The following is a 19,704-nucleotide window of genomic DNA, read 5'->3' as shown; positions in this document are numbered from 1 at the left end:
TGATGGGCGCCAAATGATGATCGTGCTTGGCCTCACCGGATCGATCGGCATGGGCAAGTCGACCACGGCGAAGATGTTCGTCGACGCCGGCGTGCCGGTGCATGATTCCGACGGGACCGTGCATCGCCTCTATGCCGGCAAGGCAGCACCTCTCGTCGAAGCGGCCTTTCCCGGCACAACCGTGTCCGGCGTGGTCGACCGTACAAAACTGGGTGCACGGGTGATCGGCAACGCCGCTGCGCTGAAGACATTGGAGGCGATCGTTCATCCGCTGGTGCGGGCCGATGCCGACGCCTTTCTGGCAAGGCACCGCGCCGCCGCCGCGCCGCTCGTCGTGCTCGACATACCGCTGCTGTTCGAAACCGGCGGCCGCAACCGTGTCGACAAGGTCGTCGTCGTCACCGCGCCGGCCGATATCCAGCGCGCCCGTGTGCTGGCGCGTCCTGATATGAGCGAGGAAAAGCTGGCGGCCATCCTGGCCAAGCAGGTGCCCGATGCCGAAAAACGCCGGCAGGCCGATTTCGTCATCGACACCGGTGAAGGCATGGACGCCGCCCGCGCCGCGGTCGGCGCGATCATTGCCGAGCTCTCAGGACGCTGAGCTTGCCTGCTAACTCCTGGGGGATAAGTCGCGCCCATCAGGCTCCTGACGGCAGGCTGTCGCATTACCCATTGCCATTTTGTTCCGCTCCATGATTCTACTCCTCCAGGAGTGGGTTGATTCTATGCGTGAGATCATTTTCGATACCGAAACCACCGGACTCGACATGCGCGACGACCGCATCATCGAGCTTGGTGGCGTCGAGCTGGTCAACCGCTTCCCGACCGGCCGCACCTTCCACAAATTCATCAATCCGCAGGGGCGCGCCGTCCATGTCGAGGCGCAAGCCGTGCACGGCATCAGCGCCGCCGACCTCGTCGGCAAGCCGACCTTTGCCGAAATCGCCGAGGAATGGCTCGCCTTCACCGACGGCGCCAAGCTCGTCGCCCACAACGCCAATTTCGACATCGGCTTCCTCAACACGGAATTCGGGCGGCTCGGCCAGCCGGCCATAGACACCGGGCGCGTCGTTGACACGCTGGCGCTGGCGCGGCGCAAGCACCCTATGGGACCCAATTCGCTCGACGCGCTCTGCCGCCGCTACGGCATCGACAACGGCCACCGCACCAAGCACGGCGCGCTGCTGGATTCCGAGCTCCTGGCCGAAGTCTACATCGAACTCATCGGCGGCAAGCAGGCCGCACTTGTCCTCGACGCCGTCGTGGTGCAGCTCAACAGCAATGGCGACGTTGCCGACATCGACATCTCGATCGCCGCCAGGCCAATCGCCCTGCCGCCGCGCCTGACCGAGGGCGAGCGAGCGGCGCATGCGGGGCTGGTGGCGACGCTGGGCGAAAAGGCGCTGTGGCTGAAGGTGGCGGCGGGGTGAACGGATCGCGGAGGTAGCGTTCCGTCACACCCCTCTCTGGCCTGCCGGCCATCTCCCCCTCAAGGGACCCTCGAGGGGGGAGATCAGCAGCTTCGCCGCTCCAGCCCATTCCTGCAACGTCTAAAGTTGGCGAAGGTCGCGATGACGGCCAATCTCCCCCCTTGAGGGGGAGATGCCTGGCAAGGCAGAGGGGGGTGCTGTCCCGCCAGCATCTCAGTATACAAAGCACGGCACGAAGCCGGGCTTTCAATTCATGCGCGCGACGCGAGCCTTCAGCTAACCTTGACCTTCGATGCCGCCTGGTCCTCGGCCAGCTTCTGCTGGAACATCTGGGCAAAATCGATCGGGTCGAGCATCAACGGCGGGAAGCCGCCGTTGCGGGTGGCTTCGGCGATGATCTGGCGGGCGAACGGGAACAAAAGCCGCGGGCATTCGATGAACAGGATCGGCAGCATGTGCTCCTGCGGGAAGCCGGCGATGGCGAAGACGCCGCCATAGACCAGTTCGACATTGAACAGCACTTCCTGGTCGAAGGACGCCTTGGCGTTCAAGGTCAGATTGACGTCGAACTGCTTGTCGGAGAGCGGGTTGGCATTGACATTGACGTTGATCGCAATGCCTGGGGCCTTGTCGCGGCCGCGCAGCGAGTTCGGCGCGCCGGGGCTTTCGAAGGACAGGTCCTTCACATACTGGGCAAGCACGTTGAGCGACGGCTGCGCCGTTTCGCCGTTGCCGTTGGCGGCGCCGACCGGCGCGTCATCTTTGCTGGCCATGAGCCTTGTTCCTTTTGCCTGGACAGCAGCGCTGACCGAATTGAAATCGGGCGTTGGCTAGCATGGTCGGCAAGACAAGACAAGGTTTGCCGCCTTCAGGCCGGAAGGGGTCAATAGTCAGTCGTTGGCAAGGTGACGTTCAGTCGTCCTTCAGGCGGCGCCACGGCGAGTTATGGTCGGGACCGCGCTTGAAATCGTCCTCGCGCGAATAGTCGCCGTCGTCGAGGTCGATGACCTTGTCGCGCGACCTGCGGCGAAAACCGCCGGCGGTGAAATCGGTCGCGACGACGATGCGGCCCTTGAGCCTGCGCCAGGCAAGGTCGCGCACCGGCGGCAGGAACAGCAGCAGGCCGATAATATCGGTAATGAAGCCGGGGATGATCAACAGGATCGCGGCGACCACGATCATGGCGCCATGCGCGAGCTGGCGGCTGGGGTCGCCGCCGCCGGCCATCTCGGCGCGGACCCGCGCCATGACGCCAAAACCCTGGTGCCGGAGCAGAAGCACGCCGGCAATGCTTGAAGCCAGCACCAGGCCGACCGTCGCCAGCGCCCCGACCTCGCGGCCGACAATGACGAAACCGGCGATTTCCAGCAGCGGCAGCGCAAGCAGGAACAGAGGAAGGAAGGAAATGCGCAAGTCTTGACCGATCGTTTCCATGTTTGCCGGGCGGCGCATAATCGCCGCTGGCACTGAGGCCGTTAGATAGGTATGCCTGCCTTTGATTTGAATGATTGCGCCATGCGTTCTATATGCTTTGCATGTTTAACGCCATGCGACCGCCGCCCGATTGGCTGGCGGTCCCGGCCAGGTCAGGGATTGATTGGCGAAAGATATGGGATTCTTCGACTTCGGCACCATTTTCTTTCTGATTGCGGCGGTGGTGATCTTTTTCCAGCTGCGCAACGTGCTTGGCCGCCGCACGGGCAGCGAGCGCCCGCCCTTCGATCCGTACACGGCCAGCCGCACCGAGAAGGACGCGACCCAGAAGCCCGAAAATGTGGTTTCGCTGCCGCGCAAGCGCATGCCGGGCGAGACGGCTGCCGAGACCTATGCGGCCATCGATGCCTTCGCAAAGCCCGACACCGACCTCAACAAGGGCCTGCGCGCGATCAAGGACAATGATCCCTCCTTCGACCCCAAAGTCTTCGTCGACGGCGCCAAGATGGCTTATGAGATGATCGTCATGGCCTATGCCGATGGCGACCGAAAAACGCTGAAGAACCTGTTGTCGCGCGAGGTTTTTGACGGCTTCGTTGCCGCGATTGGCGACCGCGAGGCGAAAGCCGAAAAGATCCAGTCCTCCTTCGTCGGCATCGACAAGGCCGACATCGTCTCGGCCGAGATGAAGGGCGGCGAGGCCCACATCACGCTGCGCATCGTGAGCGAACTGATTTCGGCGACCCGCGACAAGGCGGGTGCCGTCATCGACGGCGATCCCGAGACGGTGGCCGAGGTCAAGGATGTCTGGACCTTCGCCCGCGACACACGCTCGCGCGATCCGAACTGGAAGCTGGTCGCCACCGAGGAAGAAGACTGAGCCTATGCATGTCGCCCGGTGCGGGCAGCTTTTTTGGGATAGCGACATGCAGGCAAACATGGGCAGTGGCGAGGCTGAGGTGTCGCTCTCGCCGCTTTTCGTGGAAAAGTCCTTCGATGATCTTCCCGGTTGGAATTCCGATGACCATCTGCCCGCTTTCGAAGCCTTCCGCCGTTCGGCCTTTCATGTCCTGAACAAGCCCTACCGCACCGGTTCGTTGGGCGTCCGGTTCAACGCGTTTGCCGGCGCTTATGACGAGGCGCGCACCGTTTCGCCGGCGAATCGGTCGGCGGCCAAGGCTTTTTTCGAGCGCCATTTCGCCCCGGTCCAGATTCGATCCGAAAACCTCGGCCTGGTCACCGGCTTCTACGAGCCCGAGGCCGAGGCCTCACCAGTGCGCACGGATGAATTCACGGTGCCGCTGCTGGCGCGGCCTTCCGATCTCGTCGACATCGATGATGCCAACCGTCCTCGAGGGATGGACGACTATCTCGCCTTCGCCCGCGATACGCCGCAGGGCCTGGTGGAGTATTTCGACCGCAGTGAGATCGAGAGAGGCGCGCTGGCCGGCCAAGGCCTGGAAATCGCCTGGCTTGCCGACAAGGTCGACGTCTTCTTCATCCATGTGCAAGGTGCGGCCAGGCTGAAGATGACCGACGGCCGGCTTTGCCGCGTCACCTACGCCGCCAAATCCGGCCAACGTTTCAGCGGTCCGGGGAAGATTCTCGCCGAACTCGGCGAAATCCCACTGGAAAAAGTGACGATGCAGTCTATCCGCGCCTGGTTCAGGGCGCATCCGGATCGCGTCGACGAGATCCTCTGGCAGAACCGCTCCTATATCTTCTTTCGCGAAGCCGATGTCGACGATGCCGCACTCGGTCCTATCGCCGCCGCCAAGGTGCCGTTGACGCCGGGCCGTTCGCTCGCGGTCGACCGGCTGCTGCACACATTCGGTACCCCCTTCTACATCGACGCTCCGTCGCTGACCGCCTTCGACGGAAAACCGTTCCGGCGGCTGATGATTGCGCAGGACACCGGCTCGGCCATCACCGGACCGGCGCGGGGCGATCTGTTCGCCGGCTCCGGCGATGCGGCCGGCGAGATCGCCGGCGTCGTTCGCAATGCGGCCGATTTCTATGCCTTGGTTCCACGCGCTCTCGTTTCGGAATCGAATCGATGAGCAAGCGCCCCGATAAACTCAACGAAGACGACCGGGTGCTGTGGAACCTGGTGGCGCGCACCGCCCGACCGCTGAAGGGCCGGACCGCGGTCGAGATTCCCGACATCGTCGTCGACCCCAAGCCGGCACAGACGCCGGTCGCTGTCGGTCCGGTCCTCGCCGCCAAGCCGAAGGCGCAGCATGTATCGCACGCGCTGGACGAGCCGACATTGGACAAGCTGAAGAAGGGCCGGCTGCCGATCGAAGGCCGCGTCGATCTGCATGGCATGACCCAGGACGAGGCCTATTCGCTGCTGTTTTCGTTCCTGCACCGGGCCCATGCCGGCGGCATCCGCTATGTCCTCGTCATTACGGGAAAAGGGTCGTCGTCGGGCGGCGACGGCGTCTTGCGGCGCGCCGTGCCTGCCTGGCTGTCGACGCCTGCCTTCCGGCCGCTGGTCTCCAGCCACGATCACGCCGCCCGCAACCACGGCGGTTCGGGCGCGCTCTACGTTCGACTCAGGCGAACCCGCTGATGACGCCGTTCGGCGAAAAACTGCGGGCGCTTCGAGCCGAGCGCGGCTTGCGCCAGAAGGACATGGCGCAGGCGATCGGAGTCAGCGCCGCCTATTTGTCGGCGCTGGAACATGGCCGCCGCGGCGCGCCGACCTGGACGCTGATCCAGAAGATCATCGGCTATTTCAACGTCATCTGGGACGATGCCGAAGAGCTGGCGCGTCTGGCCGAGGCCTCACATCCGCGGGTGAGACTCGATACGTCCGGCCTCAGTCCTGCCGCCACAGAGTTGGCCAATCTCTTGGCCGAAAACATCGAGAAGCTGGACGAAGCCGAGCTTGCCCGCATCACCGGCTCGATCCGGGCGGCACTGGAGCGGCGTAAGTAGGGCGGCGCCAAGGCCACGAATGCTCATCAATAGCGCCGGCATTTCATCCTGAAGGCGATGCCCGCCGGCCGTTAGCCAGCGGGCATATAGCGAGATTACTTCGCGCCGGCCTGGCCGCCACGGCCGCCAGTGCTGTCATGATCGCCGCCGCGACCGCCACCCAGGCAGTCCGAGGTGAGATCGCAACAGCGATTGCCCCACTGGTTGTTCTTGGCGCAGCCGGTCTGGTCGGCCATAGCGGATCCGGCCAGGGACGATACCGCGATGGCGGCGAGGAAAGCATTACGCAGGAAAGCAGTCATTTGAAGTCTCCATGGTTGGGTTTCTGTTTACGGCTGTGTGTCGCCGCTGGAGACGGTTTGGTTCACGCAGGTAGCGAAATTTTTTGAGGAGGCGTTTCGAGAGATAAGATTTCGAGGGCAGCGCTGCCCTCATCCGCCTGCCGGCGACTATTTTGCAACGTTGACGATTGGCGAACCGATGGCAGCATCTTTCTCCCCGTCACTATACAGGGAGAAATGCCCGGCAGGGCAATGAGGGGCAGCGCCGACTTGCGGTTATCTCGTGAAAGTTATTAGCCGCGGGCTTCCGACGAAGCTGTTCGCAGCGACGCGCTCACATGCGTCGTCTTTATTTACTGGACTGCGCCGACCAGCACCTGCTGGCCGCCGCGGATCGAGACCCAGCGGCCGGTGTTGTCGATGGCCTGCCGCTTGAGGAAGCGATAGCCGGTGGCGTCCCAGATCTTCACCTTGTCGGTCAGATTGTCGAGGACGTAGTCGCCCTTGTCGGTGCGCACGGTCAGCACGGCATGGCCTTCGCCGTCCGGCTTGCGCACGACGGTGATCAAGAGATCGGCCAGCGACACGCCAGAGCGCGAGAGCTGGCGGCGCTTTTCCAGCACATAGTCTTCGCAGTCGCCGACGCCCTTGTTGGGATAGGCCCAGACCTCGTCCTTGCCATAGATGTCGTAGTCGCTCATCGGCTTGACGGCGGCGTTGACCCTTGACGTCACGTTGATCAGCTTGCGCATGAAGGCGTCGGTCATCGCGGCGGGGTTGAGGTTGCTCGGCCGGATCGAGCATTCGCCGGGCTGGGTTTTACAGAAATCATAGTGGCCGATCGGCTGCGAGGTCATGCCGCCCGTCGCCATGGCGCCGCCTGCAAGTGCCGGCACTGCCCAGCACGCAGAGATCGCCAGCCCTGCTGCCGCCCACAAGCGCAGCGTCCGTGCTATCGGTGAGGAAGTCATTGTCCCCGTTCGCCCTTGTTGTTAACGAAAGGTTAAAGGGGATTTACACTCCGTGTCAATTATCGGGGGAGCCAGATTCTTCGGCATGGTTACCCGCGCCCGCCCAACAGCGTCTATTGTGCAACAGAACGCCTGTGGCGCGCAAAATCGCCCCGCTTTTGCGGCCAATGCACGCTGCAGCCGGATCGAGCCTCAGCCTTTGGCGGAGCGGACCAGCTTGGGTTTCACCGCTACGCGTGTTTGGCGGCCGTAGCTTGTGATGAAATCGACGATGCGCGGCACGATTTCCGAGCGGAATCGCGACCCGTTGAAGACGCCGTAATGGCCGACGGCCGGCTGCATGTAATGCGCATGCCGGTCAGCCGGGATGTTGGGGCAGAGATCGTGGGCGGCCTGGGTCTGGCCGAGACCGGAAATGTCGTCGTTCTCGCCTTCGACCGTGAACAGCGCGACATTGCGGATCGCCTTGGTGTCGACCACCTCGCCGCGATGCGTCATCTCGCCCTTGGGCAGCGCATGGCGCACGAACACCGTGTCGACGGTCTGCAGATAGAATTCCGCCGTCAGGTCCATCACCGCCAGATATTCGTCGTAGAAATCGCGGTGCTTCTCGGCATTGTCGCCGTCATGCTTGACCAGATGCATGAAGAAGTCCTTGTGGGCGGTGATGTGGCGGTCGAGGTTCATGCTCATGAAGCCCGACAGCTGCAGGAAGCCCGGATAGACTTCGCGGCCGAAGCCCGGCACCGGCCAGGGCGCGTGCATGATGACGTTGTCGCGGAACCAGTCGATGCCCTTTTCCTTGGCCAGCAGATTGACCGCGGTCGGATTGCGGCGGGTGTCGATCGGCCCGCCCATCAAGGTCATGGTCGAGGGCACGAAGGGATCGCCGCGCTTTTCCATCAGCGCCACCGCCGCCAGCACCGGCACCGAAGGCTGGCACACCGCCACCACATGGGTGTCCGGCCCCAGCGCATGCAGCATGTCGATGATGTAGTCGATATAATCGTCGAGGTCGAAATGGCCGTCGGTCACCGGCACCATGCGGGCATCGACCCAGTCGGTGATGTGCACGTCGGCATAGGGCAGCATCGCCTCGACCGTGCCGCGCAGCAGCGTCGCATAATGGCCCGACATCGGCGCCACGATGAGAAGCTTGGGGTCGGCTTTGCGCCCGGCGGGCACCGACCGCTCGAAGTGGGTGAGATTGCAGAACGGCCGCGACCACACGGTCTTTTCGCTGACCTCGACGCTCTTCCAGTCGACCACGGTCTTGCTCAGGCCGAAATGCGGCTTGCTGTAGCGGCGCGTTGTGCGCTCGAACAGTTCGGCGGTGGCAGCGACCGAGCGGCCCCACGGCGTATGCGAAAACGGATTGAGCGGGTTGGTGTAGAACAGCCGCACTGCATCGGCATAAAGCCGCGCGGGCTGCAGGGCGGCATGGTTCATTTCATAGAGCTGGTAGAACATCAGGTACTCCGCAGCTGCCGTGACCGAAGGGACGACGGACAGCGCCGAGCCTTGAATGTCTCGCGCGGAGGTTAACAAGATATTGCTGCGATGCAATACGTCACGTGGCGTGACATATGCCAATCTTTCGTCCGAGGCCTTGAGAAACCGCGTTGGGCGGGTGCAGCCGGCTCAATGTGCACTGCAAAATGCAAGGCTGTTGGACAACGGGGCAGGATGCGTCCGGCCCGATCGGGCCGGACTTGGACAGATCTAGACGCGCGCCATGCACACCGAGGTATGGCCCGAGCCGATGAAGCCGAGCTGGCCGGCGGCGCCCTTGGACAGGTCGAGCACGCGCCCCTTGATGAACGGGCCGCGGTCGTTGATGCGCACGATGACGCTGCGGCCATTATTCTGGTTGGTCACTTTCAACTTGGTGCCGAAAGGCAGGCTGCGGTGCGCGGCGGTCAGCGCCGACGGGTTCATGCGTTCGCCATTGGCGGTCCTGGAATGCAGTGCGTACCAGGAGGCGCGGCCGCACTGGCCGGCGGCGGAGGAGGCGGATGCACCGACCATCAGGCCAGCCGCGACCGTTACCGCGACAAGCGCGGTCTGGTTTGTTTTCTTCATGTTGGGGGGATTGGCTCCGTTTTCGACAGACCCCAGCCGTTAAGTGTCGAATAAGGCAGGAAATGCGGCAAGCATCGGGCAGTTCCGTGGCACTGGCACACGTTTGGAGTCGCTGGGAAACAGTTTGTCAGGCATCTTTCGTGTGACGCGGCCGTATCGCCAGCGATATTGCGAGCTGTTTCACAGATTCCGTGAGCAAGGCAGGACGTTATAGTACAAGTAGAAGAGAGCGCGATTGGGCGCCGTCCTTTCGCTCTGTCATCACGGTCATGGCGCAGTTGACGATCGACTTCGGAAAGGAATCTTGGCGATGAGACTGTTCAGATATCTGCTGGCGCTGATCGTGCTCGCCATTGGCGCGCTGTGGTCGCTGCAGGGCATTGGCGTGGTCGGCGGTAGCTTCATGACCGGCGAGTCGCAATGGCTCTATATCGGCATCGTGACCATGCTGGTCGGTTTCGCCGGGCTGGTATGGGCGAGCCGTTCGCGGGGGTGAGTTGCGACGAAAAATCGACCCCCACAGATCGACCCCCACTCCGTCGAGCTGCGCTCGACACCTCTCCCCCGATCGACGGGGGAGAGGAAAGGCGGAGTGGGGGAGGCGCTGGTCAAACCCGCAGTCGCAAACAGGGCCAACCCGGCGAGCAAGAAAACAGCCACCCATACTGCCGGTCCATTCTGTTACCGATCTATCCCGTTCGGATAGAATGCCCTGCCCCGACAGCTCTACCCGAACAGCTGATCCAGAATCCTGCCCTCCAGCCTGGCAAGCTCGACCGAACCGCGCCGGCGCGGCCGCGCCACCGACACGTCGAGATCGAGCGCGATGCGGCCCTCGTCGATCACCACCACCCGGTCGGCGAGCGCAACCGCCTCGGCGACGTCATGCGTGACCAGCACGGCGGTGAATTTTTGCTCCAGCCAGATGCGTTCCAGAAGCTGCTGCATTTCGATGCGGGTCAGCGCATCGAGTGCGCCGAGCGGCTCGTCGAGCGCCAGAATCTTTGGCTGTCCGATCAGTGCACGCGCCAGCGCCACGCGCTGCTTCTGGCCGCCCGACAGCACCGAGGGCCATTCGTCGGCGCGGTCGGCGAGGCCGACTTCACCCAGGATGGCGCGCGCGCGCCGCCTGGCTTCCGCACCGGTGGCAAGCCCGGTCAGCCCGACCTCGACGTTTTTCACCACGCTGGCCCAGGGCAACAGCCGCGGCTCCTGGAACATGAAGCGGCTCTCTTCCCCGGCGCCGGCCTTCGCCTCCGGCCCGAATGTAAGGGATCCAGCGGTTGGCCGATCGAGCCCGGCCAGCAGCCGCAACAGCGTACTCTTGCCGCAGCCGCTCTTGCCGATGACGGCCACAAACTGTCCGACGGGCACATCGAGATCGATGCCGTCGAGCACGACCTTGTCGCCAAAGCGCTTTTCCACGCCCTTGAAGGCAAAGGCGCGCTGCCTTTCGACGGCCTCCTCCGGCCGTGACGGTTCCGGCGCGGCGACGAAGGAACGGATGGCGGTCAGGCTGGCGGTTGGCATCGAACCCTCAGGCGTTCTGGAAGGCGGGATGCCAGCCGAGCGACAGCCGCTCGAGCAGGCAGGCGAAGCTGTCGGCAAGCTTGCCGAGCAGCGCATAGATCAGGATCGACAGCACGACCACATCGATCAGCAGGAATTCGCGTGCCTGCATGGCCATGTAGCCGAGGCCGGAACTGGCCGAGATGGTTTCGGCAACGATCAGCGTCAGCCACATGATGCCTAAGGCATAGCGCAGGCCGACGAAGATCGCCGGCAGCGCGCCGGGCAGGATCACCTGAAAAAACAACGCGCGGCGGTCCATGCCGTAGACCCGGCCCATCTCGACCAGCTGCGGGTCGACGCTCTGGATGCCGAGCAGCGTGTTGACGTAGATCGGGAAGAACACGCCGAGCGCCACCAGGAACAGTTTTGCTTCCTCGTCGATGCCGAACCACAGGATGACCAGCGGGATCAGCGCCAGATGCGGGATGTTGCGGACCATCTGCAGCGTCGTGTCGGTCAGGCCGCGGCTGAGCGCCGACAGCCCGTTGGCAAGGCCGAGTGCAAAGCCGATCGAGCCGCCGATGGCAAAGCCGGCCAGCGCGCGCAGCGTGCTGACGCCGATGTTCTGTATCAGCTCGCCCGACAGCGTCAGCCGCCAGAAGGCCTCGGCCACCGCGCTCGGCGCCGGCAGCACATTGGCCGGCATCACGCCGGCGCGGCTGGCGGCTTCCCAGCCAATTATGACCAACGCCGGCAGCAGCCAGCCGATGCCGTTCTGTTTGACCCGTTGAGTCAGGCTCATGACGACGCCTGAAGGCGGTTGGCGCCGTGGAAGCCGACGGCGAATTCATTGGCGATGTTCTCATGCGCCCGTGCCCGCCTGGTGCCCAGGCCGAGACGCGGGAACAGAAGCTCGGCGACGCGGTAGGCTTCCTCGAGATGCGGGTAGCCAGAGCCGATGATGGTGTCGATGCCGATCGCCTGATATTCGCGGATGCGCTCGACGATCTGCTCCGGCGAGCCGACCAGCGCGGTGCCGGCGCCGCCGCGCACGAGGCCGACGCCGGCCCACAGATTGGGCGACACCACCAGCCGGTCGCGGCGGCCGCCATGCAGTTCCGCCATGCGCCGCTGTCCCACCGAGTCCATCTCCTTGGTGAAGCGGGCCTGGGCATTTTCGATCTGGGCGTCGGTGACGTGGCTGATCAGCCGGTCGGCGGCGCGCCAGGCCTCTTCCTCGGTCTCGCGCACGATGAAATGCAGCCTGATGCCGAAACGCAGTTTGCGGCCGCGCCGTTCAGCCTTGTTGCGCGCGGCGCTGAGCTTTTCCGCCACCTGCGCCGGCGGTTCGCCCCAGGTCAGGTACATGTCGACGAGATCGGCGGCGAGCTCCTGGCCGGCATCGGACGAGCCGCCGAAATAGAGCGGTGGCCGCTCCTGGCTCGGCAGCAGATCGAGGCGGCCATTGTCGACGCGGTAGTATTTGCCGTTGAAGTTGACGCTCTCGCCCGACACCAGCGCGCGCCAGATGGTCAGGAACTCCTGCGCCTGGGCATAGCGCTCGTCATGCGGCAGGAACACGCCGTCGCCGGCAAGCTCGGTCGGGTTGCCGCCGACCACGACGTTGAGCAGCAGGCGGCCATTGCTCAGCCTGTCGAGCGCTGCGGTCTGGCGCGCCGCGAAGGTCGGCAGCGTCACGCCGGGACGCAGCGCCACCAGGAATTTGAGCTTTTCCGTCAACGCCGCCAGTCCGGTCGCAGTGATCCAGGAATCCTCGCAATTCTGCCCGGTCGGGAGCAACACGCCGGGAAAGCCGAGCCGGTCGACGGCCTGTGCGATCTCCTTGAAGTAAGCGAACTCAGGCGGCCGCTGCTGCTGCTCGGAGCCGAGATAGGAGCCGTCGCCATGCGTCGGGATGAACCAGAAGAAATCGAGCGGGCTGGCTTGCGAACTGTCTGGAGCGGTCATGGCGAAATCCCTGAAGCGCGAAACGGCAAAAGGCGCCGGGCGTTTTCCGCCCGGCGCCGCACGTGAAAGTTCAATTGCCCGGTGCGGTCCACACGGCGTCGGAGATGCGCACCGCGTTCGGGATCAGCTTGAGCTTGAAGAAGCGGTCGGCTGTCGCCTGCTGGCCGGCGATGATCTCGTCGGTGATCGGGAAGATGCCGAATTTGGTGCGGTTGGCCGCGATCGTCTGTGCATCGAGCGGCACTCCGGTCACCTCATGCAGCGCCGCGGCGACCTTGTCGCGGTTCGCATCCGCCCATTTCGCCGCCACGCCGAGCGCCGATATCGTCGTGGCGATCGTCTCCGGATGCGCCTTGGCGAAATCCTTGTTGGCGAGGAAATAGGTGTTCACCTTCAGCACCTCGCTGGAGCGCGCCAGCACGCGCGGCTGGTAGCGTGTCTCGGCGATGGCGTAGAACGGATCCCAGACCGCCCAGGCATCGATCTGGTCGCTGGCGAAAGCCGCCGCAGCATCGGCCGGGCTGAGATAGACCGGGGTGATCTGGTCGAAGGGGATGTTTGCTTTTTCGAGTGCCGCGACCAGCAGATTGTGCGCGCTGGTGCCTTTGCCGACGCCGATGCGCTTTCCCTTGAGGTCGGCGAGCGACTGGATCGGTGATGCCGGCTTGACGAAGATCGCTTCGCCGTCGCCATTGGCCGGCAGTGCCGCCGCATAGACGATGTTGGCGCCGGCCGACTGGCCGAAGATTGGCGGTGCGTCGCCGGTCCAGCCGACATCGATGGCGCCGACATTGAGCGCCTCGACCAGCGGCGGGCCGGCGGTGAATTCGACCCATTTCACCGCGACACCCTTGTCGCTCAGCGCCTTCTCGATCACCTGCTGCTGCCGGGCGATGACCGGCAGGCCGGTCTTCTGATAGCCGATGTTGAGCTGCTTCAACTCCTGCGCCGAGGCACTGAGCGAGGCAGTAATGCCCGCCGCCAAAAGGCCAAGGCCGAAAACGCGTCTGGTGAGGCTGAACATGATCCCTCTTCCTTCGCTGCGAACCGGCGCCGGGAAGGGCTCCCTGCCGTGGAACGAGAGACAAGGCTAGGTGGGTCTATAAATTTAGTAGAGAAACCATTTTGCGAGATGAATGGGCGGAACGGAATTGTTTTCTACGGGCGGGTCGCGAAAGCCTCTTTCTCGCCGTTCACGGGGCGAGGAGCGCCAATCACCTCACTGCGACCAATACTGCCAGGCCCAGTAAAATCCCTCGTCGCGTGGCGGCAGGCGGTCGCGTTCGGCGTCGAGTTGCACCGGGGCCGGCGATTTCGGTTGCGGCTGCGACGACGAGTTCTCCCGCCAGGCGAGCAGCCAGTTGCCGAGATGGGCGAACAGCACCGCGGTGGACTGGGTCATGACATCACTCCTTCTGTTCCAGGGTCGGCGGTCGCCGTGCTGCGAAGGGAAGCAGCCGGTCAAACCGGCAGAAACTTGTTGTCATTCCTTTCCCGCCCACGGAACCAGCTGACGCTCGATCCGGCGGATGATGAATTCCAGCACGAAGGCTATTGTCGCGATCACCACTATTCCCATCACCACGACATCGGTGACCAGGAACTGGGCGGCCGACTGGATCATGAAGCCGAGGCCGCGCGTTGCCGCCACCAGCTCGGCTGCAACCAGCGTCGACCAGCCGGCGCCGAGCGCGATGCGCAGGCCGGTGAGGATCGACGGCAGCGCGCTGGGCAGGATGACATGGCGCACCACTTGGCGCTGCGTCGCACCAAGCGAACGGGCCGCATCGATGCGCTCCTTTGAGACACCGCGCACGCCCGAGGCCGTCGACAGCGCCACCGGCGCCAGCATGGCAATGGCAATCACCAGGATCTTTGACGGCTCGCCGATGCCGAACCAGATGATGACCAGCGGCAGATAGGCGAGCGGCGGGATCGGCCGCAAAAATTCGAGCAGCGGATCGAAGATGCCGCGCCCAATGGTGCTGATGCCTATGGCGAGACCGACGGGCACGCCGACGATGATGGCCGCGACCAGCGCCGCGAACACGCGGCCGAGGCTGGCGATGATATGCTGGAGCAAAGTCGCGTCGACGAAGCCGTCCTTGATCACCACGATGAACTTGGTCCACACGGCGACGGGCGATGGCAAGAACACCGGCGACACCAGTTGCAGGCGCGCAGACAGCGCCCATGCCGCCAGCACGGCCAGGATGGTGACGGCGCTGATCGCCCGCGAGGAAACCCCGCGCCGCTTCCGCACCGGCCGCGACCACGGCACCGAAATGGCATCGGCCTCGCCGGTCCCGGTGGCCGGCCGCTCGCTGTAGGAGGTGACGCTCATGCCACCTCTCCTTCGAAGATCGCATCGGTCAGCTCGCCGCGCGCCGCGGCAAAGGCTGGATCGGCCTTGATGGCGCGGATCGGCTCGCCTGCGGCATAGCGCCGGCTGAAGCCGGTTTCGAATGTCCGCACCACATGGCCAGGTCCCGGCGCGAGCACGACGATGCTTGTGGCCAGCACCAGCGCCTCCTCGATGCCATGCGTGACCATCAGCACGCCAACCCGGCTTGCGGTCCACAGGTCGAGCAGCGTCGTCTGCATGCGCTCGCGCGTCAGCGCATCGAGTGCGCCGAGCGGTTCGTCGAGCAGCAGGAATTCCGGTTCGGCGGCGAGTGCACGGGCGAGTCCGACGCGCTGGCGCATGCCGCCGGACAATTCCCAGATGCGTTTGTCGCCGACGCCGTCAAGCTTGACCAGCGCCAGCAACTGGTCGGCGCGGCGCGCCCGCTCGGCTTGCGGCACGCCGCGCAGCCTGAGCGCAAAGGCGACGTTTTCACGAGCCGTCAGCCAGGGAAACAGCGCATCGTTCTGGAACACGACCGCCCGGTCGGAGCCTGGGCCGGTGATCGGCCTGCCGCCGATCGTGGCGACTCCGCGCGCGGGCTCGACCAGGCCGGCGGCGACATTGAGCAGCGAGGTCTTGCCGCAGCCGGAGCGACCGACCAGCACGACGAAATCGCCCTTGGCGACATCGATGGAAACTCGGTCGACCGCCGGCGCTGCCTGGCCGTCATAGTGAACCGCGACCTTGTCGAGTACGAGATGTGGGTGGAGTACGAGATGCGGCATGAAAAGGGGCTCCGGAAGAAAATCAGCCTGCCCCGGCCCTCGTTAAGCGGATCCGGGACAGGCAGCACGCGGCGTCAGGAAAGAGGAAACCGCGCGTGTTCAGAGCAATTCCAGGAAAAGTGTGAAGCGGTTTTCCGTCCGGAATTGCGTAAAACTGAAGATCAGTTCGAGGCCAGAGCCTCGGTCACGTATTTCGACGACACGTATTTCGAATAGTCGGGCAGCACGGCGTCGATCTTGCCCTGCTCCTTGAGGAAAGCCGAAGCCGCCTCGATCGCCTTGACCGTGCCGCCGCCGAGGAATTTGCCGGAAGCCTGCTCTTCCAATGTCGGGAAGACGTAACCCTTGAGGAGTTGCGGCACCTCTTCCAGTTTGGCGCCGGTGATCTTGGCGATCTTGGCCGCTTCCGGGGACGAAACCGACCATGCCTCGGGCTTGGCCAGGAACTGGGCATAGGATTCGCCGGTCACCTTGACGAAATCGCGCACGGCGTCCGGGTTCTTTTCGGCGAAGTCGGTGCGCATGATCCAAGCGTCGAAGGTCGGCGCGCCCCAGGCGGCAACCTGCGAGGAATCCAGCACCACCTTGCCTGTCGTCTTGATCTGGCCGAGCGCCGGATCCCAGACATAGGCCGCGTCTATGTCGCCGCGAGCGAACGCGGCGGCTATTTCCGGTGGCCTGAGATTAAGGATTTCGACCGACTTCGGGTCGACGTTTTCGTGCTTCAGCGCGGCAAGCAGGCTGTAATGCGTGGTCGACACGAACGGCACCGCCACCTTCTTGCCGGCGAGGTCGGCGATCTTCTCGATGCCGGATCCATTGCGGGCGACCAGCGCCTCGGACTGGCCGATCAGGCCGACGACAAAGATGGTCTGGATCGGCAGTTCGCGGCTGGCGGCCGCGGCCAGCGGACTCGAGCCGACATAGCCGATATCGACCGAACCGGATGCAACGGCGGCGATGACATCGGCGCCGGAATCGAATTTGCGCCAGTCGATCGTGGCCTTGGTCGCCTTTTCATAGGCGCCGTCGGCCTGCGCTACTTTGGAAGGTTCGACCACCGTCTGGTAGCCGATGGTGATGTTGAGGTCCTGCGCCTGGGCCGGGCCGAGGAAGGCCGCACCCGCCAAAGCTGCCGACGACAGGAGGACAATGCGTCGCGAAATGCTGGACATGAAAGGCTCCATGAAAAATGAGAAAAACCGGATGCCTGTTCATAGTCAGCTAATTCTATCATTCTTGTAGAGTTAAATCGTTCCAAGGAAAAAGCACTTGTTAGAAAAAAACCAACGGCTGATGCGGGCGCGGTGACCGGCCCGTGTCGGACCGTGCACAAACGCAAACGGCGCCCCAAAGGTGCTGAAGAGTTGGTGGTCCTGCCAACCCTCGCTACGGAAGAGGCCTGATTTGGTGCTCGGCGCGCCGCTTGCGGCCTGCCGCAGGATCGATGTCGAGCCGTTGAGCCTCACCGACTTCCGCAGCGACGGCCACCGCTGGATGCTGCGGTCAAGCGGCGTGCCGGTGGCCGCCAAGGCCGCCCGGTCTCAGAGCGGCAAGGCGGCGTCCTGATATCGGGTGCAGGGCGGCGCCCGAGTTGTCGGGAGTCATGTTTCGCCGATCCGCGGGCTGCGACCCAAAATTCCTGGCGAAGCCCCAAGTGGCGCAAATCCATGCTGTAAAAGACGGTTGATTTGAAAACACGTTCCGCGTGTTCGAGGGTAAGTATAGTAATCTTATCGACATTGGGAGCAGGAGCCGCCGCTCATCGCCGCAATCGCTCGCGGCTGGCTGTGACCTTAACGGCACAAAGCTTGCTAAAGTGGCCCCTGCGGCGTGAAAACGAAGCAAAATCAAGGTTTCTCGGCTTGTATATCATGTCAGTAGAATTTATGTGTCGAAGCAGCTTGCACGCGGCGGGGAGGCACGTCAGGCGTTTCGCAACCGATGGTTCTGGGCCATCGCCTGACAGAGAAACATTCGGTCTATGCTCACCAAAAAAGGCAAGTACGGCCTCAAGGCGCTGGTCCATCTGGCGCATCTGCCGGTGGGACAGCTCGCCTTCGTCGGCGACATCGCCAGCGGCAACAACATCCCGAAGAAATTTCTCGACGCCATTCTGGGCGAATTGCGCAATGCCGGTTTCGTCCAAAGCCGCAAGGGCAAGGATGGCGGCTATCGCCTGGCGCGCCCGGCCGACGAGATCAAGGTCGGCCATGTCGTGCGCGTGCTCGACGGACCGCTGGCGCCCATCCCCTGCGCCAGCCGCACCCAGTATCAGCGCTGTGAAGACTGCAATGAGGCGACATGCCAAGTCCGACATCTGATGCTCGAGGTCCGGCAGGCGATCGCCGAGGTGCTCGACCAGCGCACGCTGGCCGAGATGCGCGACATCGTCCTCGACGACCTTCCGGTCGCGAGGGACATCGACGAGCTGGCGCCGGCGCAAAAGGTCCCCGCCTGATCCTGAGCGTGCTCGCATGAGCGTTGCGCGCGCCAATTCGATCATCCCCAGCTCGATCATCATCGTCGGCGGCGGCGGCAGCGGCGTCGTGTTGGCCGCGCATCTGCTGAAGTCGCCCAACCCGGACCTTCGCGTCACGCTGATCGAAAAGCGTCCGCATTTCGGCCAGGGCATCGCCTATTCGACGCTTTTGTCGGCGCACGTGCTGAATGTCAGCGCTGCGGGGATGAGCGCCTATGCCGACGATCCCCTGAATTTCTGGCGCTGGTTGCAGGGGCGCGGCCTGATAAGCCAGGAACAGACGCCGCAGACACCCTTCTATGCGCCGCGCAGCGTCTATGCCCGCTACCTCAAGGAAGTGCTCGACGAGCTCGAAGCGCGCGAAAAGGAAACCGGCCGTCTCAGGCTAATTCGCGAGGAAAGCCTGTCGATCTCGCCGACATCGTCCGGCGTCGAAGTGGTGCTCGCCAACGGCACCAGCGTCGTCGCGCATCTGGCGGTGCTTGCCACCGGCCATGACGAGCAGCCCGGCGCCGGCCAGGGCCACGCCATCCGCATGGGCACCGAGGCCGACACCGCGCTCGATCCTCAAGCCCGCGTGCTGGTGCTGGGCACCGGGCTCAGCATGGTCGATGCCTTCCTGTCGCTCGAGCAGCGCGGCCATCGCGGCGAGATCGTCGCCGTATCGCGGCGCGGCCTGCTGCCGTCGCCGCACCGCAAGGGCAACCCGATCAAGCTCGACGTCGCCGACATTCCGCTCGGCACGCAGCTCTCCTATTTCGTCGGCTGGTTCCGCGACCTGATCCGCGAAAACCAGAAGGCCGGCATCGACTGGCGCGACGTCGTCGATGGGCTGCGACCCTTCAATCAGAAGATCTGGCAGAACTGGCCGTCCTCTGCCAAGCGCCGCTTCGTCGAGCACACCAAGGCCTGGTGGGACATCCATCGCCATCGGCTGGCGCCCGAGGTGCATGCCCGCGTCACCGAAGCGGTGCGCACCGGCCGCATCCGCCCGGTCGCCGGCCGTGTCGTCGGCATCGAGGCTGGCGATGGATTCACCGTCGGCATCCAGTCTCGCCACACAAAGGCGCTGGAAACGCTGCAGGTCGCCCGCATCTATGATTGCACCGGCATCGCCCGCGACATCTCGACGACGTCGAACAGCGTCGTGCGCTCGCTGGTCGACCGCGGCCTGGCGCGGCCCGACCCGCTGCGGCTTGGCCTCGATGTAACGGCCAAGTGCGAAATCATCGCCGGCGACGGCACCGCATCGGCCAAGATCCTCGCCGTCGGGCCGCTGACCCGCGGCACCTTCTTCGAGATCGACGCCATCCCCGACATCCGCGTGCAATGCGCTAGGCTGAGCAAGCAGCTGCTGGGGTAAAGCTGTTGACGTCGGCGGGATAGCACTCCCCTCAGAGGGGAGTGGGAAGGATCGCTACGGAGGGTGTTGGGCTTGAGTCCAAAGCCCGCCTCAAACTGGAATTCCA

Annotated in this window: 24 protein-coding genes; 10 read left to right on the top strand and 14 right to left on the bottom strand. The window is 64.1% G+C overall.

Features of this window, described 5'->3' with window-relative positions; translation table 11 throughout:
- Positions 1-16: 16 nt before the first annotated feature.
- Positions 17-601, top strand: coding sequence for a dephospho-CoA kinase (gene coaE, locus NKI35_RS10500; RefSeq protein ID WP_352626712.1), 585 nt, complete (start codon positions 17-19; stop codon positions 599-601).
- A 124-nt stretch (positions 602-725) separates the two neighbouring features.
- Complete coding sequence (gene dnaQ / locus NKI35_RS10495; RefSeq protein ID WP_023672106.1) at positions 726-1,430, top strand: DNA polymerase III subunit epsilon; 705 nt, start codon at positions 726-728, stop codon at positions 1,428-1,430.
- A gap of 272 nt (positions 1,431-1,702) precedes the next feature.
- Here dnaQ and secB read toward each other — a convergent pair whose 3' ends face one another.
- Positions 1,703-2,203 (bottom strand): protein-export chaperone SecB, encoded by a 501-nt coding sequence (gene secB, locus NKI35_RS10490; RefSeq protein ID WP_023672105.1) that lies wholly within the window; start codon positions 2,201-2,203, stop codon positions 1,703-1,705.
- 139 nt (positions 2,204-2,342) lie between these two features.
- Positions 2,343-2,843 (bottom strand): FxsA family protein, encoded by a 501-nt coding sequence (locus NKI35_RS10485; protein ID WP_023747432.1) that lies wholly within the window; start codon positions 2,841-2,843, stop codon positions 2,343-2,345.
- A 196-nt stretch (positions 2,844-3,039) separates the two neighbouring features.
- Here NKI35_RS10485 and NKI35_RS10480 point away from each other — a divergent pair, with 196 nt between their 5' ends.
- The 4 genes from NKI35_RS10480 to NKI35_RS10465 all read left to right on the top strand — a co-directional run bounded on the left by NKI35_RS10480 (position 3,040) and on the right by NKI35_RS10465 (position 5,807).
- On the top strand, positions 3,040-3,744 hold the full coding sequence (locus tag NKI35_RS10480; protein ID WP_023672103.1) for a Tim44/TimA family putative adaptor protein: 705 nt from the start codon (positions 3,040-3,042) through the stop codon (positions 3,742-3,744).
- A 79-nt stretch (positions 3,745-3,823) separates the two neighbouring features.
- Positions 3,824-4,924 carry a murein transglycosylase A gene (gene mltA, locus NKI35_RS10475; protein WP_352739906.1) on the top strand — a complete coding sequence of 367 codons (1,101 nt, stop codon included), beginning with the start codon at positions 3,824-3,826 and terminating at the stop codon, positions 4,922-4,924.
- The gene (locus tag NKI35_RS10470) at positions 4,921-5,439 is read left to right on the top strand and encodes a Smr/MutS family protein (protein WP_023672101.1); all 519 of its coding nucleotides are present in this window, start codon (positions 4,921-4,923) and stop codon (positions 5,437-5,439) included. The genes mltA and NKI35_RS10470 overlap by 4 nt, the downstream gene beginning before the upstream one ends.
- Entirely contained in the window at positions 5,439-5,807 is a 369-nt protein-coding gene (locus NKI35_RS10465; protein WP_023672100.1) for a helix-turn-helix domain-containing protein, read from the top strand. The genes NKI35_RS10470 and NKI35_RS10465 overlap by 1 nt, the downstream gene beginning before the upstream one ends.
- Before the next feature lie 95 nt (positions 5,808-5,902).
- On the opposite strand, the gene NKI35_RS10460 is transcribed toward NKI35_RS10465, so the two are convergent.
- The 4 genes from NKI35_RS10460 to NKI35_RS10445 form a co-directional block, all read right to left on the bottom strand.
- Entirely contained in the window at positions 5,903-6,109 is a 207-nt protein-coding gene (locus NKI35_RS10460) for a hypothetical protein (protein WP_023672099.1), read from the bottom strand.
- A gap of 332 nt (positions 6,110-6,441) precedes the next feature.
- Positions 6,442-7,059, bottom strand: a complete 618-nt coding sequence (locus NKI35_RS10455) for a transglutaminase-like cysteine peptidase (protein WP_352739876.1) — start codon at positions 7,057-7,059, stop codon at positions 6,442-6,444.
- A gap of 192 nt (positions 7,060-7,251) precedes the next feature.
- Positions 7,252-8,529: a polyhydroxyalkanoate depolymerase gene (locus NKI35_RS10450; RefSeq protein ID WP_352739874.1), complete on the bottom strand. Its 1,278-nt coding sequence runs from the start codon at positions 8,527-8,529 to the stop codon at positions 7,252-7,254.
- 252 nt (positions 8,530-8,781) lie between these two features.
- Positions 8,782-9,141: a septal ring lytic transglycosylase RlpA family protein gene (locus tag NKI35_RS10445; protein WP_023710327.1), complete on the bottom strand. Its 360-nt coding sequence runs from the start codon at positions 9,139-9,141 to the stop codon at positions 8,782-8,784.
- 310 nt (positions 9,142-9,451) lie between these two features.
- On the opposite strand from NKI35_RS10445, the gene NKI35_RS10440 reads away from it, so the two are divergent.
- Complete coding sequence (locus NKI35_RS10440; protein WP_023822339.1) at positions 9,452-9,637, top strand: hypothetical protein; 186 nt, start codon at positions 9,452-9,454, stop codon at positions 9,635-9,637.
- Between the two features lie 230 nt (positions 9,638-9,867).
- Here NKI35_RS10440 and NKI35_RS10435 read toward each other — a convergent pair whose 3' ends face one another.
- The 8 genes from NKI35_RS10435 to tauA form a co-directional block, all read right to left on the bottom strand.
- The gene (locus tag NKI35_RS10435; protein ID WP_352739872.1) at positions 9,868-10,671 is read right to left on the bottom strand and encodes an ATP-binding cassette domain-containing protein; all 804 of its coding nucleotides are present in this window, start codon (positions 10,669-10,671) and stop codon (positions 9,868-9,870) included.
- A gap of 7 nt (positions 10,672-10,678) precedes the next feature.
- Positions 10,679-11,455 carry an ABC transporter permease subunit gene (locus tag NKI35_RS10430; protein WP_352739870.1) on the bottom strand — a complete coding sequence of 259 codons (777 nt, stop codon included), beginning with the start codon at positions 11,453-11,455 and terminating at the stop codon, positions 10,679-10,681.
- Positions 11,452-12,621, bottom strand: a complete 1,170-nt coding sequence (gene ssuD, locus NKI35_RS10425; RefSeq protein ID WP_352739869.1) for an FMNH2-dependent alkanesulfonate monooxygenase — start codon at positions 12,619-12,621, stop codon at positions 11,452-11,454. The genes NKI35_RS10430 and ssuD overlap by 4 nt, the downstream gene beginning before the upstream one ends.
- 70 nt (positions 12,622-12,691) lie before the next feature.
- On the bottom strand, positions 12,692-13,645 hold the full coding sequence (locus NKI35_RS10420) for a sulfonate ABC transporter substrate-binding protein (RefSeq protein ID WP_352739867.1): 954 nt from the start codon (positions 13,643-13,645) through the stop codon (positions 12,692-12,694).
- Positions 13,646-13,840: 195 nt separating this feature from the next.
- Positions 13,841-14,023: a hypothetical protein gene (locus tag NKI35_RS10415; RefSeq protein WP_023672089.1), complete on the bottom strand. Its 183-nt coding sequence runs from the start codon at positions 14,021-14,023 to the stop codon at positions 13,841-13,843.
- 81 nt (positions 14,024-14,104) lie between these two features.
- Positions 14,105-14,965 carry an ABC transporter permease subunit gene (locus tag NKI35_RS10410; protein WP_352739865.1) on the bottom strand — a complete coding sequence of 287 codons (861 nt, stop codon included), beginning with the start codon at positions 14,963-14,965 and terminating at the stop codon, positions 14,105-14,107.
- Positions 14,962-15,753 carry a taurine ABC transporter ATP-binding protein gene (locus NKI35_RS10405; protein WP_352739863.1) on the bottom strand — a complete coding sequence of 264 codons (792 nt, stop codon included), beginning with the start codon at positions 15,751-15,753 and terminating at the stop codon, positions 14,962-14,964. Before NKI35_RS10405 ends, NKI35_RS10410 begins: the two co-directional genes overlap by 4 nt.
- 161 nt (positions 15,754-15,914) lie before the next feature.
- On the bottom strand, positions 15,915-16,928 hold the full coding sequence (gene tauA / locus NKI35_RS10400; RefSeq protein WP_352739861.1) for a taurine ABC transporter substrate-binding protein: 1,014 nt from the start codon (positions 16,926-16,928) through the stop codon (positions 15,915-15,917).
- Positions 16,929-17,160: 232 nt separating this feature from the next.
- Here tauA and NKI35_RS10395 point away from each other — a divergent pair, with 232 nt between their 5' ends.
- From NKI35_RS10395 to NKI35_RS10385, 3 genes are all read left to right on the top strand, one after another.
- Positions 17,161-17,322 carry a hypothetical protein gene (locus NKI35_RS10395; RefSeq protein ID WP_023706948.1) on the top strand — a complete coding sequence of 54 codons (162 nt, stop codon included), beginning with the start codon at positions 17,161-17,163 and terminating at the stop codon, positions 17,320-17,322.
- A gap of 415 nt (positions 17,323-17,737) precedes the next feature.
- The gene (locus tag NKI35_RS10390; RefSeq protein ID WP_023672084.1) at positions 17,738-18,214 is read left to right on the top strand and encodes an RrF2 family transcriptional regulator; all 477 of its coding nucleotides are present in this window, start codon (positions 17,738-17,740) and stop codon (positions 18,212-18,214) included.
- Between the two features lie 16 nt (positions 18,215-18,230).
- On the top strand, positions 18,231-19,598 hold the full coding sequence (locus NKI35_RS10385; protein ID WP_352739860.1) for an FAD/NAD(P)-binding protein: 1,368 nt from the start codon (positions 18,231-18,233) through the stop codon (positions 19,596-19,598).
- The last annotated feature ends 106 nt before the right edge of the window (positions 19,599-19,704 follow it).

The sequence above is a fragment of the Mesorhizobium sp. M0676 genome (assembly GCF_040320535.1).
Taxonomy (GTDB): Bacteria; Pseudomonadota; Alphaproteobacteria; order Rhizobiales; family Rhizobiaceae; genus Mesorhizobium.
This window is presented reverse-complemented; position numbering and strand designations above follow the sequence as displayed.

Excerpts from the sequence above, each read along its gene's own strand:
- coaE (WP_352626712.1), top strand. The coding sequence starts at position 17 with ATGATCGTGCTTGGCCTCACCGGATCGATCGGCATGGGCAAGTCGACC.
- dnaQ (WP_023672106.1), top strand. The coding sequence starts at position 726 with ATGCGTGAGATCATTTTCGATACCGAAACCACCGGACTCGACATGCGC.
- secB (WP_023672105.1), bottom strand. The coding sequence starts at position 2,203 with ATGGCCAGCAAAGATGACGCGCCGGTCGGCGCCGCCAACGGCAACGGC.
- NKI35_RS10480 (WP_023672103.1), top strand. The coding sequence starts at position 3,040 with ATGGGATTCTTCGACTTCGGCACCATTTTCTTTCTGATTGCGGCGGTG.
- NKI35_RS10470 (WP_023672101.1), top strand. The coding sequence starts at position 4,921 with ATGAGCAAGCGCCCCGATAAACTCAACGAAGACGACCGGGTGCTGTGG.
- NKI35_RS10465 (WP_023672100.1), top strand. The coding sequence starts at position 5,439 with ATGACGCCGTTCGGCGAAAAACTGCGGGCGCTTCGAGCCGAGCGCGGC.
- NKI35_RS10460 (WP_023672099.1), bottom strand. The coding sequence starts at position 6,109 with ATGACTGCTTTCCTGCGTAATGCTTTCCTCGCCGCCATCGCGGTATCG.
- NKI35_RS10455 (WP_352739876.1), bottom strand. The coding sequence starts at position 7,059 with ATGACTTCCTCACCGATAGCACGGACGCTGCGCTTGTGGGCGGCAGCA.
- NKI35_RS10450 (WP_352739874.1), bottom strand. The coding sequence starts at position 8,529 with ATGTTCTACCAGCTCTATGAAATGAACCATGCCGCCCTGCAGCCCGCG.
- NKI35_RS10445 (WP_023710327.1), bottom strand. The coding sequence starts at position 9,141 with ATGAAGAAAACAAACCAGACCGCGCTTGTCGCGGTAACGGTCGCGGCT.
- NKI35_RS10440 (WP_023822339.1), top strand. The coding sequence starts at position 9,452 with ATGAGACTGTTCAGATATCTGCTGGCGCTGATCGTGCTCGCCATTGGC.
- NKI35_RS10435 (WP_352739872.1), bottom strand. The coding sequence starts at position 10,671 with ATGCCAACCGCCAGCCTGACCGCCATCCGTTCCTTCGTCGCCGCGCCG.
- NKI35_RS10430 (WP_352739870.1), bottom strand. The coding sequence starts at position 11,455 with ATGAGCCTGACTCAACGGGTCAAACAGAACGGCATCGGCTGGCTGCTG.
- ssuD (WP_352739869.1), bottom strand. The coding sequence starts at position 12,621 with ATGACCGCTCCAGACAGTTCGCAAGCCAGCCCGCTCGATTTCTTCTGG.
- NKI35_RS10420 (WP_352739867.1), bottom strand. The coding sequence starts at position 13,645 with ATGTTCAGCCTCACCAGACGCGTTTTCGGCCTTGGCCTTTTGGCGGCG.
- NKI35_RS10415 (WP_023672089.1), bottom strand. The coding sequence starts at position 14,023 with ATGACCCAGTCCACCGCGGTGCTGTTCGCCCATCTCGGCAACTGGCTG.
- NKI35_RS10410 (WP_352739865.1), bottom strand. The coding sequence starts at position 14,965 with ATGAGCGTCACCTCCTACAGCGAGCGGCCGGCCACCGGGACCGGCGAG.
- NKI35_RS10405 (WP_352739863.1), bottom strand. The coding sequence starts at position 15,753 with ATGCCGCATCTCGTACTCCACCCACATCTCGTACTCGACAAGGTCGCG.
- tauA (WP_352739861.1), bottom strand. The coding sequence starts at position 16,928 with ATGTCCAGCATTTCGCGACGCATTGTCCTCCTGTCGTCGGCAGCTTTG.
- NKI35_RS10390 (WP_023672084.1), top strand. The coding sequence starts at position 17,738 with ATGCTCACCAAAAAAGGCAAGTACGGCCTCAAGGCGCTGGTCCATCTG.
- NKI35_RS10385 (WP_352739860.1), top strand. The coding sequence starts at position 18,231 with ATGAGCGTTGCGCGCGCCAATTCGATCATCCCCAGCTCGATCATCATC.